Annotated in this window: 13 protein-coding genes; 2 read left to right on the top strand and 11 right to left on the bottom strand. The window is 28.9% G+C overall.

Going from position 1 to position 16,047, the window contains the following annotated elements; genetic code table 11:
- Nucleotides 1-10: 10 nt before the first annotated feature.
- Together BW723_RS17190 and BW723_RS17185 are read right to left on the bottom strand one after the other, a co-directional pair.
- Entirely contained in the window at nt 11-976 is a 966-nt protein-coding gene (locus BW723_RS17190) for an early set domain-containing protein (RefSeq protein ID WP_139059087.1), read from the bottom strand.
- A complete protein-coding gene (locus BW723_RS17185) occupies nt 976-1,950 on the bottom strand; it encodes a hypothetical protein (protein WP_139059086.1) in 975 nt (324 codons plus the stop codon). Before BW723_RS17185 ends, BW723_RS17190 begins: the two co-directional genes overlap by 1 nt.
- Before the next feature lie 119 nt (nt 1,951-2,069).
- Between BW723_RS17185 and BW723_RS17180 the strand changes: the two genes are divergently transcribed.
- A complete protein-coding gene (locus tag BW723_RS17180) occupies nt 2,070-2,252 on the top strand; it encodes a CAL67264 family membrane protein (protein WP_068359350.1) in 183 nt (60 codons plus the stop codon).
- Nucleotides 2,253-2,302: 50 nt separating this feature from the next.
- On the top strand, nt 2,303-3,994 hold the full coding sequence (gene ettA, locus BW723_RS17175; protein ID WP_068359348.1) for an energy-dependent translational throttle protein EttA: 1,692 nt from the start codon (nt 2,303-2,305) through the stop codon (nt 3,992-3,994).
- A gap of 228 nt (nt 3,995-4,222) precedes the next feature.
- Here ettA and BW723_RS17170 read toward each other — a convergent pair whose 3' ends face one another.
- The 9 genes from BW723_RS17170 to BW723_RS17130 form a co-directional block, all read right to left on the bottom strand.
- A complete protein-coding gene (locus BW723_RS17170; RefSeq protein WP_068359346.1) occupies nt 4,223-4,444 on the bottom strand; it encodes a hypothetical protein in 222 nt (73 codons plus the stop codon).
- Nucleotides 4,445-4,541: 97 nt separating this feature from the next.
- On the bottom strand, nt 4,542-6,350 hold the full coding sequence (locus BW723_RS17165; protein WP_068359343.1) for a sodium:solute symporter family protein: 1,809 nt from the start codon (nt 6,348-6,350) through the stop codon (nt 4,542-4,544).
- Nucleotides 6,351-6,398: 48 nt separating this feature from the next.
- A complete protein-coding gene (locus BW723_RS17160) occupies nt 6,399-7,271 on the bottom strand; it encodes a sugar phosphate nucleotidyltransferase (protein WP_068359337.1) in 873 nt (290 codons plus the stop codon).
- Between the two features lie 10 nt (nt 7,272-7,281).
- Nucleotides 7,282-8,358, bottom strand: coding sequence for a mevalonate kinase family protein (locus BW723_RS17155; protein WP_068359334.1), 1,077 nt, complete (start codon nt 8,356-8,358; stop codon nt 7,282-7,284).
- A gap of 5 nt (nt 8,359-8,363) precedes the next feature.
- A complete protein-coding gene (locus tag BW723_RS17150; RefSeq protein WP_068359331.1) occupies nt 8,364-9,995 on the bottom strand; it encodes a beta-N-acetylhexosaminidase in 1,632 nt (543 codons plus the stop codon).
- Between the two features lie 36 nt (nt 9,996-10,031).
- The gene (locus BW723_RS17145; RefSeq protein WP_226789180.1) at nt 10,032-11,486 is read right to left on the bottom strand and encodes a hypothetical protein; all 1,455 of its coding nucleotides are present in this window, start codon (nt 11,484-11,486) and stop codon (nt 10,032-10,034) included.
- Between the two features lie 87 nt (nt 11,487-11,573).
- The gene (locus BW723_RS17140; protein ID WP_068359325.1) at nt 11,574-13,865 is read right to left on the bottom strand and encodes an FdhF/YdeP family oxidoreductase; all 2,292 of its coding nucleotides are present in this window, start codon (nt 13,863-13,865) and stop codon (nt 11,574-11,576) included.
- Nucleotides 13,858-14,664: a formate dehydrogenase accessory sulfurtransferase FdhD gene (fdhD, locus tag BW723_RS17135; protein WP_068359323.1), complete on the bottom strand. Its 807-nt coding sequence runs from the start codon at nt 14,662-14,664 to the stop codon at nt 13,858-13,860. The genes BW723_RS17140 and fdhD overlap by 8 nt, the downstream gene beginning before the upstream one ends.
- Before the next feature lie 179 nt (nt 14,665-14,843).
- Nucleotides 14,844-16,040: a class I SAM-dependent methyltransferase gene (locus BW723_RS17130; RefSeq protein ID WP_068359321.1), complete on the bottom strand. Its 1,197-nt coding sequence runs from the start codon at nt 16,038-16,040 to the stop codon at nt 14,844-14,846.
- Nucleotides 16,041-16,047: the final 7 nt, after the last annotated feature.

Genomic DNA, 16,047 nt, shown 5'->3' with positions numbered 1-16,047 from the left:
TTTAAGCTATTTATTTAACCATTTTCACAGAATTGATGTTACCATTTCCATCATATTCTTTAATCGGATTATTGGGGTCTAATTTCCAATGGCCATCTACTATAAATTTATAATGATGTTTTCCGCCACTAAGTGTAATTTTATAAATCCAACCATTTTCAGTTTTTTTCATTTTTAATTGATCCTCAGACCAATTATTAAACGTACCAGCTAAAATTACTTTTTTGGCATTTTTAAAATCACTTAGAAAAAATGTAATTTTTTTTCTGATATCAATAACAGAATTATACTCGCCAAATTCATTAGGAATTCTATTTGAATTATCAGGATCTTCTATCCAATTTCCATCAACAATAAATCTATATTGATAATCATTTGGTTTTAGTTGTAAATTTAATTTCCAACCATTCTTGGTTTTTTTCATTTTGTATAAATGCTCATTCCAATAATTAAATGAGCCACTTAAAATAACCTCTTTTGCATTTGTGTAACCCTTTAAAAAGAACTTGGCATTTCCGTCTTTTTTTATGTTTACAGGTAAAATTTTAAAATTGTATTTGTTTATTCGATAACCATCTTTTATGGCAGGTACTATGTTTGCCATTTCTTTTGATGGTTCTGCCCAAATAGAATTGTTAATTACAAATTTAAATTCCCAGTTAAAATCATCGTTAAAATCATCAATTCTTTTTTTAAGCTGATATATATTGTTGTTTACTTTAACCATTTCCCAATTGTCTCTAGACCACAAGTTAAAACTACCAGCAACTACAACTTTTTCAATATCAAAATCATCAAAGTCTAATTTTTGATTATTTCTTTCATTTGTAGCTTCTAAATAATCTTTCTTATTAAAAGTAAAAATGATATAATCACCATCAATTTTATAACCTTTAATAGGTTTTTCTTGTGAGCTTGTATTGAGAGTATTCATCACAAAGAATAATAAAATGATATGTAATATTTTTGTTTTCACTATTTAATAACTGGGTAATTTATAAAATATAATTTTTCTTTTTTATAGTTGATGATAACTCTTTTTTGAGCAAAAAAGTCATGTCCTAAAATACCATCTAAATCTGTGCCAAACGCTTTGTTTAGGTTTTTTAGGTTAACTAATATTGTTTTCATTGGGCCAAAATAAATTTTATTATTCAGCTTAACTCTATGTAAGTTTCCGTAAATAACTTCTATTTTTTTTGAACTTGCACCAGTTAAATATATCCGTTTATTTGGATAAAAATGTTTTAAAACTTTTTTATTAATCCTAGAATTTATCTGATTAAACTCAGCTCCGGAATCTAAACCAAAGGTAATTTTTTCATTATTAATAAAACCATCAATTACAATGGTATGTTTTTTTAATTTAAATTGAATGCTATCTACAATTTTTTCAAGATATTTTTCTTTACCTAACTTTTTTCCTGATTTATCAATTTTTGTAAGTGTTATTTGATTTAGGTATAAATCAATAAAAACCTCATAATCTTTTAAAATACTATAACCTATTATGCCTAATAATTTTATTTTTTTGCTTTTTTCGATATGAGATAAATCGATAATATCTGAGTTTTTGTTTTCTAAATGTAAATTTTTAAATGATAATTTTTTTATTCTCTTTTCTATAGGATTATCAATAGATCTTAAAATACCAGTAGTGTTTTCTGTTTTTCGGTGGTTAAAAGGGTAAGTTTTAAAATGCACTTTGTTTAAAATTAGTGCTTCAGAACCTGTATCTAAAATAAAATTACCTTTTTTATCTTTTAAATAACCTTCAAGAACAATTAATCTACCAATTAATTTAAAAGGAATTCTAGTGGTAAATTCATTAATTACTTTAGCGTTTGTAAAGTGTACAGGAAACTCTTTAAAAATCTGATTCTTATAGTTGTTTGCAGAAGAGAACAAACTAAAAAATAGTAGAATAGTAACAAATATGAATCTTGTCATATTATATAGACTACTTTTCTTGTTATATGTTACAATAAACAAGTAATCTTCAATTGATTTGAGCTTCAAAAATTCAAATAAAATAGCGATATTTGCCTTTCAACAATTAATTAAGAACGATGGCAATGAATAAAAATACCGTATTGGGTTACGCTACTTTATTAATGATAGTAATGGGTATAGTATTAATTTTATTAGGCGGTTATAGGTACGAAGATGTAGCAGGTTGGGGTTTTGCAACTGTTGGGTTTGGTTTTTTCTGTATAGCTTGGGTATTTAACGCTCTTAAAGGTAGAGTATAAAGTCTACAAATTTCTGTAGCAAAATTTCATATTTATAAAAAAATAATAAAATGTCAGACGATAAGAAAGTCATTTTTTCGATGAATAAGGTTTCTAAAACCTATCAATCAACAGGTAAACAAGTTTTAAAAGATATTTATTTAAGCTTCTTCTATGGTGCAAAAATTGGTATTCTTGGTTTAAACGGATCAGGTAAATCAACATTATTAAAAATTATTGCAGGTGTAGAAAAGAATTTTCAAGGAGATGTTACTTTTTCTCCAGGTTATAAAGTTGGGTATTTAGAGCAAGAACCACAATTAGATCCAGAAAAAACAGTTTTAGAAATTGTAAAAGAAGGTGTTGCAGAAACTGTTGCAATTCTTGACGAATACAACAAAATAAACGATATGTTTGGATTAGAAGAAGTCTATTCTGATGCAGATAAGATGGAAAAACTAATGAACCAACAAGCAGAACTTCAAGATAAAATTGATGCTGCTAATGCTTGGGAATTAGATACCAAACTAGAAATTGCAATGGATGCGTTAAGAACACCAGATTCTGATAAAAAAATTGGAGTGCTTTCTGGAGGAGAAAAACGTAGAGTTGCATTGTGTAGATTATTATTACAAGAACCAGAAATTTTATTATTAGATGAGCCTACCAACCATTTAGATGCAGAATCTGTACATTGGTTAGAGCATCATTTAGCACAATATAAAGGAACTGTAATTGCAGTAACTCACGATAGATATTTCTTAGATAATGTTGCTGGTTGGATTTTAGAATTAGATAGAGGAGAAGGTATTCCTTGGAAAGGAAACTATTCTTCTTGGTTAGATCAAAAATCGAACAGAATGGCGCAAGAAAGCAAAACAGCATCTAAGCGTCAAAAAACTTTAGAACGTGAGTTAGAATGGGTACGTCAAGGAGCAAAAGGTCGTCAAACAAAGCAAAAAGCACGTTTGAAAAATTATGACAAATTAATGAGTCAAGACCAAAAGCAAGTTGATGAAAAATTAGAAATCTATATTCCTAATGGTCCACGTTTAGGAACCAATGTAATTGAAGCTACAGGAGTATCTAAGGCTTTTGATGATAAAATTTTATACGAGAATTTAGAATTTAATCTGCCACAAGCAGGAATTGTTGGTATTATTGGTCCAAACGGTGCTGGTAAAACCACTATTTTTAAAATGATTATGGGAGAAGAAGCTCCAGATGATGGTAACTTTAAGGTTGGTGAAACTGCTAAAATAGCTTATGTAGATCAAGCACATTCAGATATTGATCCTAATAAAACAATTTGGGAAAACTTTTCTGATGGTCAAGATTTAGTAATGATGGGAGGTAAACAAGTAAACTCTCGTGCTTATTTAAGTCGTTTTAATTTTTCAGGAAGTGAACAAAATAAAAAAGTAAATACACTTTCTGGAGGAGAAAGAAACAGATTGCATTTAGCAATGACTTTAAAAGAAGAAGGTAATGTTTTACTTTTAGATGAGCCAACAAATGATTTAGATGTAAATACTTTAAGAGCTTTGGAAGAAGGTTTAGAAAATTTTGCAGGTTGTGCTGTAGTAATTAGTCACGATAGATGGTTTTTAGATAGAATCTGTACTCATATTTTAGCTTTTGAAGGTGATAGCCAAGTTTATTTCTTTGAAGGTTCTTTTTCTGATTACGAAGAGAATAAGAAGAAACGTTTGGGTGGAGATTTAATGCCAAAACGTATTAAATATAAAAAGTTAATTAGATAAAGAAAAATCTTCATTCTTTAATATTAAAGAATGAAGATTTGACTAAATCAAGCTAAATGCAATTAAAAGCAACTAAAAGTTGGAGGGCGTGTTCAAAAATAAATATTAATTTAATATTTAAGATTAGGAAAAAACCTTATTTTTTTAAAGAAAAACCTTGACCGTACAAAATGCTAAAAGCTGATATAAAAAATATCAGCTTTTGTATTTTATAACAAAATGAATGTTTTATTGGTAATTTTTTGCGCCTATAAAAGCTCTAAAAGCTTTAAAGGTTAACTTTGTAAATACACTTAAAAAAGGAAAAAAGGCAAAAAAGAAAATCATAACGATAAAACCGTCTTCTACAGATTTTAATTTACCTAGAGACATTAAATAAATTCCAGAAAAATATAATACAATTGATGATACAGCAAGTAAAAGTACTTGTCTTATGGTGTCTTTATCCATAATACCGGGGAATTTTAAGGGTTTTTTAGGGATTTTAATAGGTATGCAATATACAATATTTTTTAATTTTCAAAAAATATTTGAAACTTTTTAAGGCTTATAAAACATCAGTTTTAATTTTTTTCCAAGTCCTGATTAATAAAAATGCTGAAATTATAACTAGTAAAGAGGTTATAATAGCTAACTTATATTCACCATAAATCCAATAACCAGTTGTAAAGAGACAACTGTAAATTAATATACAACCCAATAACATTGCTAAAATTCCTGAGGGTACATTCCAGTTTTTGTTTTCTTCTAATATAATTTTATTGTCTTTAACTTTTTCTAAAACAGGAATCCACCCTGGACCACCAGGTTGTGTTTTGTTGTAAAATTTAATTAAAACTTCTTGTTTTTCAGGTTTAGTAATAAAAGTGAATAAAATCCAAATTGCAGTTGTAATAAAAACAATTACTGGAAGTTTAGCCCAAATTGGAAAAAAGCCTTCATGACCAAAAAACAAATTACTTATACTTTCTGATGAAAAAATCAATGAAATTACTCCAGAAACTGTCATTGCAGAAATCTCACTCCAAGCATTAATTCGCCACCAAAACCATCTTAAAATAAAGATTAAACCAGTACCAGCACCAAACATAATTATAATATCAAAAAGTTGTTTTGCATTTTGCAGATACAAAGCAAATAATGCACTAAAAACCATTAATAAAATTGTAGAAATTCTACCTACAGCAACTAAATGTTTTTCTGATGCATTTTTTTTAACGTGTTGTTTGTAAAAATCATTTACAATATATGATGATCCCCAATTTAAATGTGTTGAAATTGTTGACATATAAGCTGCAATTAAAGAAGCTAAAACTAAGCCTAATAATCCACTTGGTAATTTGGTTAACATTGCAGAATAGGCTAAATCATCACCTAATTTACTTTCAGAAATATTAGGAAATGCTTCTTGAATACTAGCAATATCTGGAAATACAATTAAAGAAGCTAAAGCAACTAAAATCCAAGGCCAAGGACGTAAAGCATAATGCATAATATTAAAGAAAAAAGTAGCGCCAATTGCGTGATTTTCATCTTTTGCAGCTAACATTCTTTGTGCAATATATCCACCACCTCCAGGTTCAGAACCAGGATACCAAGAACTCCACCATTGCACAGCCAAAGGAATAACTAACAATGTAATTATGGCTTCTGTATTATTAAAGTCTGGTAAAATCGATAATTTATCTACTACATTCTCGTGGGTAATTAAAGCTTCAATTCCGCCAATTTCTGGTAAGTTTACCAAATAATACGCTGCACCAATTGCACCAACCATCGCAGTAAAAAACAATATAAAATCAGTATAAACTACACCTTTAAATCCGCCTAAAGCACTAAAAATTACAGTTACAGTTCCTGCATAAATAATGGTTTCCCAAGGTTGTAAACCTAACATAATACTCCCAATTTTTATAGCAGCAAGAGTTACACCTGCCATTGCAAAAATATTGAACAGAAACCCTAAGTATAAAGCTCTAAATCCTCTTAAAAACTTCGCGGGTTTTCCTCCATAACGTAATTCATAAAATTCAATATCTGTTTTTACATTCGATTTTCGCCATAATTTAGCATAGACAAACACAGTCAATAATCCTGTAATTAGAAAGGCCCACCACATCCAGTTAGATGAAACACCATCTTTCCTTACAATATCAGTAACAAAATTTGGGGTATCTGTAGAAAAAGTAGTGGCAACCATAGAAACACCTAACAACCACCAAGGCATATTTCTACCAGAAAGAAAAAACTCGGTTGAATTTTTTCCAGATTTCTTAGAAACGTAAATTCCAATAAATAAAGTGATTAAAAAAAATGAAATGATTAATACATAATCTAATGTACTTAAATTGATCATAAACTTTTTATTGATGATTAGGATACTTGCAATATAAAAATTAAAAACTTACCAAGTTAAAGTATCTGGATAATGCTTCTTTAAATATTCTTTTATGATGATAATATCGTCTTTAGCAGTTAAATCTGGCACGTGTTCAGAAAGCGGAATGGCTAAAAAAGCTTCAGTATAATCTGCAACACAATTTAAAACTACTGTTGGTAATTCTTTTTCATTTCTCTTAGGATGAATAGGACAGTTTTTTAAATAAGGATATATCATTTTTCCGTCCATTTTAAAAATATTCATACTTACTCTAATCTTACCTTCATCATCTTTATAGTTTTCTGCTTCTTCAACAGATGGTTTTTCAATAATGTTTTTTAGATAATTGTTTTCATCTAAATTCATAATTGCAAAAGAGTAAATTTTTTCTAAAGAAAATTCTAAAGCATCTCTATCAAAAGAAACTAAGGCATTCGAATTCGAAGTTTCTCTTAATATTTTTAAAGATTTTTCTGAATATAAATTATCGCTATTACAAACTGTAAATTGTTGTGATTGTAGTTCTTGGAATTGTTCAACAGCCTGAAAAACAGCATCTGCAGTTCCAAAAGGTTTTACTCTATCTTTTGGGATGTATTGAATAGGGAAGGAGATGTTTAATCCGTTAAAATTATTGTTTTTACTTTTTTCTCCATAAAACTCTTTAAACAAGCCACCTTTTTCATTGATAACAATATAAATGTTTTTATAACCTGCTTTTTTTGCGTTAAATAAAAGATAATCCATTAAAGGTCTGCCAGAATTACCAACACTAATTAAGCTTTTACTTCTGTTATTTGCTTGGCTAGTTTCTTGTTCATTAACAGATTTTGAAGTAGAAGGTTTTTTCATTCTTGATGACATTCCACCTGCTAAAATTACCAAATTATTATGCATAGTATTTTATTTATTCGATTCTCGCTCCTTTATCTACAGCAGCAATATAAACATCTTTTGCACCTGCATTAAAAAGTGCTTTTTTAATAACAATTTCTTTGTTTTTAGGTGATAAAACAGCAATACTTCCTCCACCTCCAGAACCTACAATTTTTGCGCCTAAAGCACCTTCATTTAAAGCAGCATCAATCATAGTATCAATTTTAGGAACTGTTATTTTTAATAGATTTTTTAAATAATGATGATGTAAATTCATCAATTCTCCAATTTTCACTAAATCTAGATTATCTTTTTTAAACTCTTGTAAAGCCAATTTCGTGACTCTAAAATTACCTATTGCAGCTTCTAAATAAGGTTTTAAATCATCAGAAATACAATTTAAATAGGTTTGCAAATCATCAAAATTTGCAGTTTCAACTTTAAAATTTGGCATCTTTTTTTGTACTTTTTCAATAGCCAACCAAGAATTTGTTTTTAGCCTTTTTAACAAAGCAGTAGTTTCTTTTGGTACACCAGAATCTGCCATAATTAATCCTGATAGAGGTGCTTTTAAAACTTCAAAAGAAAAATCATTACCAGTTTCTAGATAAATAATATTACCTAAACCAATACTATATTGGTCCATTTTACCACCAGGATTATTGAATTCTAAAACTTCAGCTTCAAAAGCCAATTGCGCTATATCTTGAGGATTTAAGAATTTTTCTGGCCCAAAGGCTTTTAACAAAAACTGAATCCAAGCTACTGTTAATGCTGATGAACTAGAAGTACCAGAATTTATAGGGATTGTACCAGTAATTAAAATATCGTACCCAGAATTGGGTATACATTTGTATCTTTTTAAAACTTGTAAAGCGGATTGTAAAAAATCCTCTTTTTCTAGTTTTTCAGCATCTTTAAAAATCGAAATTGTTCTTTTTTGATTAATGTCTGGTAAATCAATATTAAAAGTATCAGAATTATTTTTTGTAGCTTTTAAAGTAATGTGTCTATTGATAGCACAAGCAATAATTGGCAGGCCTAAATAATCTTGATGATCGCCAAACAAACATGTTCTTCCAGGAGCTATAGATATAATTTCTTTCAAACGAATTACTTTTTTTCGACAAAATTATCAGGAGCAAAATAAATTTCTTTGGCTGTCCATCTTTTTTGTAAATTCTTTAATGATTTTTTAAAAACACTAAAATTCTTTTGCTTTTCTTCTGTCCAACCAACTTCTGCGTAAGCTGCAATTCTAGGAAAAACTTTGTAATGCATTTCACCATCAGTAGGTATCCATTCTCCCCACATTTGGCAACCTAAACCAATTATTTTATCGTGATATTTTGCATCTAGTTTATCTGGAACAGGATTAAAAGCATACGCTTTAGATAATGGTAAATTTTTATATCTATAATCTAAATAGGTAAAAGTGTGTAAAGAATTTACAATTTCATAGCCATTACTTGCAGCAGTTGTAGCCAATTCTACATCTCCTTTCCAAAAATGAATAATACTTTCTTGTGCTAATTTTTGCGTAGTTTTTGTGTCGTTTTTATCTTGATAATAATGTAAATTGTGCCCCATAATTTCGTTCCAACCCATCATTCTTTTACCTTTACTTTGTAAATATTTAGAAATGCTATTTGTAAAATAAACTTGTAAATCTGCAGGAGTTGCCAATTTGTTTTCTTTCATATACTTTTGAACATAAGCAGAAGATTTCCAATGATTGTATTTTACTTCATCTCCACCAATATGAATAACTTCGGACGGAAAAAGCGCCATAACTTCATCTAAAACATCTTTTAAAAAGTCAGTTACTCTTTGGTTTGCAACATTGTAAACATCTTTACCAACACCGAATTTTATAGGTACTTCAATTTCTTTTCCAGAAGTTCCTAACCAAGGATAAGCAGCAATTGCAGCAGTAGAATGCCCAGGCATTTCTATTTCTGGCACAATTGTTATATGTCTTTCTTTAGCATAGGCAATAATTTCTTTAATTTGTTCTTGCGTATAAAAACCAGTATGCGGTTCTGCAGATTGAATAGGACTTTCCCATTGTAAAGGACCAATTTGTGTGCTTTTTCTTTTAGAACCAATTTCTGTAAGCTTTGGATATTTTTTTATTTCAATTCGCCAACCTTGGTCGTCTACCAAATGCCAATGAAAGACATTCATTTTTAAAAACGCCATTTCATCTAAAAGCATTTTTACTTGTTTCATCCCTTTAAAATAACGAGCCTCATCTAACATAAAAGAGCGCCATTTAAATCTTGGGCAATCTTCTATTTTTACCACTTTTAATTCTAAATATTTTTCATATTTAGAAAATTTAGCATTGTAAGAACACAATTGTTTTAAAGTCTGTATTCCATAAAACAAACCTGTTTCATTTTTGGCAATGATTGAAATTTTATCAACAGAAACATTAAGTTCGTAGCTTTCATCAGCAAAACTTTTATCAATTTTAAAATCGATGAAATTTATTTTAAGGTTTTGAAAATCTGTGGTTTTTAATTGTAAATTAAATTCTTCTTTAAAATATTGCTGTAAATTATCAGCAAGAATTTTGCTGTTATCATTAAAAACAATTTGTGTTTCTGAATTTATTTTTAAAGATTTATTACCTGTAATTATTTTTTGAGGACGAGGTGTAATATGTATTTCTTGTGATGTAATATTTTGAGTTTTTAGCAAAAGAAACAAACTGAAAAAAATTATAAATTTGATTTTCATTTTTTAGGGATGAGATTATTTCTTAAAAATAAGCTTTTATTGGTTCATTTTTAAAAAAGATAAGTGATATTTTAATCCGAAGTTAAAGAAAGTACTATTTAATTGCCCTCCTTTGGCTTTTACATAACCTCCAGAAGCTCTTAGGCTTAAAGTATTGTTTAATTTATAGCTTAAACCAGCACTTGGTTTTAGTATTAAACCCTCACCAGTACTAATATCTCCACCACCAGCTGCGCCCGTTAAAACTTGGCCGAAAATGGTAATTTTATTGTTAGCAATAGGATTTGTTTTAGCACCTAAACCAACAATACCTTCTGCATAAGCACCAGCATTACCAAAATTAGCAAATGAGGTTTGTCCAGCAACATAAACGTTTTTGTTTAAATCTAAATTTATTTGCAGAGAGATCTGATGTAAATTTTGTGTTGGATTTGTGTCTTTATCTCTCTCAGCATCTAAATATAAATCTTGTTTTACAATTACTTCAAAGCCTTTAAATTTACCTGAAGTAAAAGTTTTGTCTGCTATAATTCCGTTTCTATCTATATAATATTTTAAACCAATGCCTAATGATGATGTGTTAAAGTGAGCATTTGGAGATATTACAAAACCTTTGTTTACAGATACAAACAAATCTTTAAAAATTCTTTGTTCAATAGATACATCAGGATATAATAAAAAGCCGCCTTGTGTATCTACACCTCCACCACCAGCTGCACCAACTCCAAATTTTGCCAGAATGTTTGTGTTATTTTTATTTAAATAAAAGTGATAACCACCTCCTAAAAATACATCCATAAAGCCTGCTTTAATTCCGTCAAAAGCACCATCTACTTTTAAGAAGGCAAACCAATTTTTTGTAATATAAGAATCGAATTCAAAACCTGCTAATTTTATAGTTTTACCATTATTTATACCTTGAGTATCACCATTTATTTTTAGTGTATTGAGGTGCAACATCATTGAATTTTTTTTAGAATTGATATTCCAATCAGATTTTGCTAAATCAGAAAAATTTATTTCTTTTTCTGATTGATTATAATTTGCATACTCATAGTCTAAAGGAATTTCTAAACTAACATTTAGTTGATGACCTTTAATTAATCCATCATCAAAAAAGTTAACATAAGACCAACCCGAATTTATTGAGAAATTTTTAAAATCGTAACCCAAATTAAAATGCGGTAAAATAAATGCACCACCACCATCTGGTGCAGATTTTCCACCACCACCACCAAAATGGAAACCAGAATCGATATAAAAAGCATCGCTAAAATATTTTTTAACGCCAAGGTTTACGCCCAATGTAAAAAAACCACCTCTTTCACCTGAAACAGCTCCATATATTCCAGTACCTGCGTAAGCCCAATTATTCAACATTAAGTTGTAATGAATACCAGTAAAACCCATATTTGCTTCATTAGGAATTGAAGTTTCTGGCATTTTAATTGACAAAAAGTCTATTTTACCAAAAGCTTTTTGGGTTTTCATTTCTGGAACTATCTCGTTTTGAGCATAAATAAATTGATTACAGACTAAGATTATCAGTATAAATAGATGTTTTTTCATAATTAAAAATTATCTTTTTTGAATAGAAATTGTTACTGTTTTAGAAGTTGGTGTATTACTAATTTTTGCTGTACTTTTTATAGGCACTAAAACATTAGCTTCTGGAAAATAAGTTGCTGTGCATTGTTTGGGTATGTTGTATGGTATTGCTAAAAATCCTTTAGCTTCTCTTTTTTCATCATTAAAATGGCTAGTTAAATCTACCAAATCTAGTTTTTCTAATCCCAATGATTTCATATCATCAGCATTCATAAAAATTACTCTACGTTCATTTAAAACTCCTCTATATCTATCATTTAAACCATAAATAGTAGTGTTGTATTGGTCATGTGTTCTAATGGTCATCATCATAAATTGATTGTCTTTTAAAACAATATCCGAAGGTAAATTGACGCTAAAATTAGCTTTACCAGTAAAAGTGTTTTTAAAATCATTATCTCTGGCATTGTTTGGCAAATAAAAACCACCATCAATTCTAACTCTTTCATTATAATTATCAAAACCCGGAATTACTGCTTCTATTTTATCTCTAATATAATCGTAATTAGACACTAATTTAGACCAATCTATTGTCGATTTTTTTAAAGTAGCATTTGCTAAACCAGCAACAATGGCAGCTTCACTTAATAAATCTTCAGAACAAGGTTTTAAATGTCCTTTTGATTTATGAACAACTCCCATAGAATTTTCTACGGATACAAATTGTTCTCCAGAACTCTGATAATCTTTTTCTGAACGCCCTAAACAAGGTAAAATCAAAGCTTTTTTTCCGTGGATTAAATGACTTCTGTTAAGTTTGGTAGAAACGTGAACGGTTAAATTACAATTGCGTAAAGCTGTTGCAGTATATTCTGTATCTGGTGTAGCAGAAATAAAATTACCACCCATTCCAAAAAATACCTTTGCTTTCTTTTTGTGCATAGCTTCAATTGAATCAACCACATCAAAACCATGCTTTCTAGGTACTTTAAATTTAAATTCTTTTTCTAAATTGTCTAAAAAAGATTGTGGCATTTTTTCCCAAATCCCCACAGTTCTATCTCCTTGAACATTAGAGTGGCCACGAACTGGGCAGGTACCTGCTCCTTTTTTACCAATGCTGCCTTTTAGCAATAAAATGTTTACAATCTCTCTAATATTATCTACAGAATTTTTATGCTGAGTAATGCCCATTGCCCAACAAATAATTATTTTTTTATTGTTGATAATTAAATCTGCAGCTTTTTTGATTTCTTGTAAAGTTAAACCAGTTTGCGGTAATAAATAATCTATTGAATAGGTTTCTAAATCGTCTAGTAAATCTTCAATTCCGTAGGTTTTATCTTTAATAAATTGATAATCAAAAACAGAATAAGGTACATTTTCTTCTTGCTCTAACATTAATTTTAGAATGATTTTTAATAGAGCAACATCACCATTTATTTTAACTTGTAAAAACAAATCGGTTAAATCTTGACCAGAACCTAACCATTTTAAAGGATTTTGTGGTTCTTTAAAATTCATTAAACCTACTTCAGGCAAAGGATTTATAGTAATAATTTTACTTCCTTTTTTCTTTGCTTCTCCTAAAGCAGTTAGCATTCTAGGGTGATTTGTTCCCGGATTTTGCCCAATTACAATTATTAAATCTGTATGGTTAAAATCGTCTAAAGTAACAGAACCTTTACCAATACCTAAAGTTTCAGAAAGTGCAGCACCACTAGATTCGTGGCACATATTAGAGCAATCTGGTAAATTATTTGTACCATATTGTCGCACAAATAATTGATATAAAAATGCGGCTTCATTACTGGTTCTACCAGAAGTATAAAATACAGCTTCATCTGGCGAGTCCAAAACATTTAATTCATCAGCAATTAACTTAAAAGCATCTTGCCAAGAAATTTCTTTGTAATAATTGGCACCTTCTGGTAAATAAACCGGATGTGTAATTCTCCCTTTCTTACCAATTTCGTAATCTGATAATTTCGCTAAATTACTTACAGAATAAGTAGAAAAAAATAAAGGAGAAACTTTGTTTTTAGTAGCTTCTTCTGCAACTGCTTTTGCACCATTTTCACAATATTCTGCTAAAAAAGCTCTTTTTTCATCAGGATCTGGCCAAGCACAACCTGGGCAATCAAATCCATATTTTTGATTTAAATTTTTTAATAAACGAATTCCTTTTACTACGCCAACTTCATTTTTAATATGACCTAATGCTGTCGCAATTGCTTTTGGTCCCACAGAAGATTTTGGAATTTCTTTTAATTCAATTCCTGTTAATTTTTCTGGTGGTTGTGCATTTGTTTTTTTAGACATTCTCTAGTTTATTAATATAATTTGGGTTAGCGTAAATGGTCATTTGTTGATTTCTAGTAAAGCCTATTAAGCAAATTCCGAATTCTTTTGCAAAATCTACAGCCAAAGAAGAACAAGCAGAAACTGCCACAATAATCGGTATTTTAGCAATAAAAGCTTTGGTAACAATTTCGTAAGAAACTCGGCCACTTACTAATAAATAATGAGCATTTTTTAATGCTTCTTTTTTAAGTAAATCTCCAACTGCTTTATCTACAGTGTTATGTCTACCAATATCTTCTTTAACCGTTAAAAGTTCTTGATTTTTATTAAAAATTGCTGATGCGTGGCTACCACCAGATTTTCTAAATGTTTCTTGAAAGTTATTCATAATTACATACATCTTATGCAAATCATCCGAAGAAATAAAGGTGCTTTTCTGTAATCGATCTCCAACAACATTTAAATCTTTTAATTCTTTTTTTCCGCAAATTCCACAAGAGGAAACTGAGAGTAAAGTACGTTTATTTAAATAACCACTTCCTAAATTATTCTTATTAATGGTAACATTTATGATAGCAGGTATTGTTGAAGTTTCTTTTTCAATATTAAATTGTAAAGGCTCTTTCTTTTTATAAATATCTTCTGCAAATAATAAGCCTGTTATCAGTTCAAAATCATCATTTGGAGTTCGCATAACCACTGTATATGGTTCGTTGTTAATGTTAATTTGTAGTGGTGCTTCTACTACCAAGTAATCATCAGTTTTTGTAAGATGATTAGAAGATATTTTTAAACCTTGATAATTAGCTATTTGCATATTTACGGAAAGTTATTCTTTCTATACAAACTTAATGAAAAACTATTAGTAATAAAAAAAGTCTCGATATAGAAACCGAGACTTGGGCTTTAGTGTCTTATACCCCTAAAAATAAAACACATAAAGTGCTGCAAATATAAATAATTATTTGAATTTGAAAGAATAAAAAATGTAAAATATTACAAATATGATAAGTTAATGTTAACTTTTTTACAGATAACCAATTTATGATTATTGTTTAAGTCTGTAGTTAAAAAAATATAAACTTCTCCACCATCTTTTATTTTGGTTTCTTTTCTAAATTGAGCAACGGTTTTCGGGAAATTTCTAGAAGTAATATTCGCTTTTTTATATGGTAAAATTTTTCTTAGTTTTTTCTTATCATAAGAAATAATATGTTCAATTTTAAAACGTCTACCAGGAAAATCTATTAATTGATCTGATGTGTATAAATGAGAATGCTGATGCAATTTAAAAACTCTTAATTGATTTGATATATGATGAAATCCACCAGATTTTAAAATTGCTGAATTGGGCTCATATAAATAAGTAAGTGGCTCTGAATATGTAGATTCTACTGAGTTTGTGAAATCAAATTCAAACTTTTGGCTACCGTTTTTTTGAAAGTTTATAGTTTTAATTTTAATAGCGTTTTCATAATCTTTTTCTAATAAAAAAAGCAATTCTTTAACATCATTATTAATGGCTACAATATGTACTTCTTTTACATTTTTTAAATCTTTAGTTGTATTTTTAATATCTAAAATAGGAGAAACTTTAATTAAAATATGTTTTGCTTTTGTAAAAAAGAAATCGATTTTTGGTGGTACATATGGTAAACAATCTTTTAATAAAAAAACCTTTCCTTTTACATCACTTCTTCTAGATGGATCTACATAAATACAATCAAAAAAATGATTTGTATTTTTTAAAAAATCAAGTCCGTTTCCAGAAATAGTTGTAATATTTTCTGCTTTTAATTGTTGATAATTATGCTTTACAATTGTTGATAACTCCTCGTTTATTTCGCAGTGCGATACTTCTTTAAATTGCTTAGAAAAGTAGAAGCAATCAATACCAAAACCACCAGTAATATCGATAATTTTATCACCAGAAATTAAACTTGATTTGTATTTGGCTGTAATTTCTGATGAAGTTTGCTCAATACTTATTTTTGGCGGATAATAAATGTTTTCTGTGTTAAACCAAGTTGGCAGTTTACCTAACGATTTTTGTTTCGCAACAACTTGATTTGCTAATTCTTGAATCGAAATTCCGTCAAAAGGACTTCCTTTTAAAATCAGTTTTGTAATATCTGATTTTAAATTTTCTTGTATAAATTGCTGTACATCCTTATGTAAAATTTTCGGATTCAAATAGTAG

The organism is Polaribacter reichenbachii, from assembly GCF_001975665.1.
In the GTDB taxonomy this organism is placed as follows: domain Bacteria; phylum Bacteroidota; class Bacteroidia; order Flavobacteriales; family Flavobacteriaceae; genus Polaribacter; species Polaribacter reichenbachii.
The sequence above is the reverse complement of the archived record's forward strand: the minus strand, read 5'-3'. Positions and strand labels throughout refer to the sequence as shown.